This is a genomic window from Mesorhizobium sp. M7A.F.Ca.CA.004.04.2.1 (genome assembly GCF_004022825.1).
Classification (GTDB): Bacteria; Pseudomonadota; Alphaproteobacteria; order Rhizobiales; family Rhizobiaceae; genus Mesorhizobium.
The window spans coordinates 1-680 of sequence record NZ_RZPH01001632.1 but is presented as its reverse complement, the minus strand read 5'-3'; the positions used below and the strand labels follow the sequence as shown (position 1 = coordinate 680).

Sequence of the window (680 nt, the reverse complement as noted above, 5' to 3'; positions counted from 1 at the left end):
CCTCGACAACCGCTGCAATATCGTCGGCGCCGCCGGTGCTGGTGCCGCCGACGCAAGCGATGATGCCGGCCGGCAGCATGCCGGCTTCCCTGTCGGCGATGATTGCCGCCTCGAGTGCCGCCGTATCCATGGCGCGAAAGCGGCCGGCGACGGGAATGCGCACGAGATTGTCCTCGCCTATGCCGGACACCCAGATCGCCCGGTCAATCGAAGTATGCACCTGGTCGGAGGAGTAGATGCGCAGCCGCGCCTGCCCTGCCAGGCCTTGTTTGTTGCCTTGCCAATCGAGCGCCCGTTCGCGCATGGTCAGCACTGCGGCCAGTGTCGCCGACGAGGCTGAATCCTGGACTACGCCCGAGAAACCTTCCGGCAGGCCGAGCGCCTGGCGCATCCAGTCGACGGTGCGCGTTTCGAGTTCGGTCGCCGCCGGCGACGTCTGCCAGAGCATGCATTGCGCGGCCATCGCCGAAACCAGATATTCCGCCACCACCGAAACCGGCGCCGCATTGGCCGGGAAATAGGCGAAGAAGCGGGGATGCTGCCAATGCGTCATTCCCGGCAGGATCTTCTCTTCGAAGTCGGCGAAGATCCGGTCCATCGGCTCGGCGTCTTCGGGCGGCGAAGCCTCAATGCTTCGAAAAATGTCGCCCGGTTCGACCAGCGGCCGCACCGGCCGCTCG

At 65.9% G+C, this 680-nt stretch carries 1 protein-coding gene; it reads right to left on the bottom strand.

The window, feature by feature from the left end; translation table 11 throughout:
- Positions 1-680 (bottom strand): pyridoxal-dependent decarboxylase (locus tag EN893_RS36605; protein WP_164901526.1); only part of this gene is annotated, 680 nt, incomplete at both ends.